Annotated in this window: 1 protein-coding gene; it reads right to left on the reverse strand. The window is 69.5% G+C overall.

All coding sequences use genetic code 11. From position 1 onward, the window contains the following. On the reverse strand, positions 1 to 1,096 hold a 1,096-nt coding region (locus tag AC1D08_RS33665), incomplete at both ends, for a VCBS domain-containing protein (protein WP_477425350.1).

Consider the following 1,096-nt stretch of genomic DNA (forward strand, 5'->3'; position numbering starts at 1 on the left):
CGACAACCGTGCCGGCATCCTGGCCGACCGCCGTCGTGATCACCGGGCTGTCGTTGGTGCCGGTGATGGTGATGGTGACGGTTTGCGTCGCCGTCGCGCCCTTGTCGTCGGTGACCGTGGCGGTGAACGTCTGCGTGTCGCTCTCGCCCTCGGCCAGATGATCGGCCGCACCCTGATTGAGCGCAAAGCTCCAGGCGCCCGTCGTCGGGTTGATCGCAAATGCGCCATAGGTGCCCGTCGCGTCGCCGCTCCAGGTCGCCGTCGCCAGGTGGTCGACATCCGAGGAGGACAGCGTGCCGGACGCCGACGGCGTCCCGGCGACAACCGTGCCGTTGTCCAGRTTGCCGGCCTCGACAACCGTGCCGGCATCCTGGCCGACCGCCGTCGTGATCACCGGGCTGTCGTTGGTGCCGGTGATGGTGATGGTGACGGTTTGCGTCGCCGTCGCGCCCTTGTCGTCGGTGACCGTGGCGGTGAACGTCTGCGTGTCGCTCTCGCCCTCGGCCAGATGATCGGCCGCACCCTGATTGAGCGCAAAGCTCCAGGCGCCCGTCGTCGGGTTGATCGCAAACGCGCCATAGGTGCCCGTCGCGTCGCCGCTCCAGGTCGCCGTCGCCAGGTGGTCGACATCCGAGGAGGACAGCGTGCCCGACGCCGACGGCGTCCCGGCGACAACCGTGCCGTTGTCCAGGTTGCCGGCCTCGACAACCGTGCCGGCATCCTGGCCGACCGCCGTCGTGATCACCGGGCTGTCGTTGGTGCCGGTGATGGTGATGGTGACGGTTTGCGTCGCCGTCGCGCCCTTGTCGTCGGTGACCGTGGCGGTGAACGTCTGGGTGTCGCTCTCGCCCTCGGCCAGATGATCGGCCGCGCCCTGATYGAGCGCGAAGCTCCAGGCGCCCGTCGTCGGGTTGATCGCAAACGCGCCATAGGTGCCCGTCGCGTCGCCGCTCCAGGTCGCCGTCGCGCCGTGGTCGACATCCGAGGAGGTCAGCGTGCCGGACGCCGACGGCGTCCCGGCGACAACCGTGCCGTTGTCCAGGTTGCCGGCCTCGACAACCGTGCCGGCATCCTGGCCGACCGCCGTCGTGATCAC

This window comes from Mesorhizobium sp. P2_E6, from assembly GCF_056403835.1.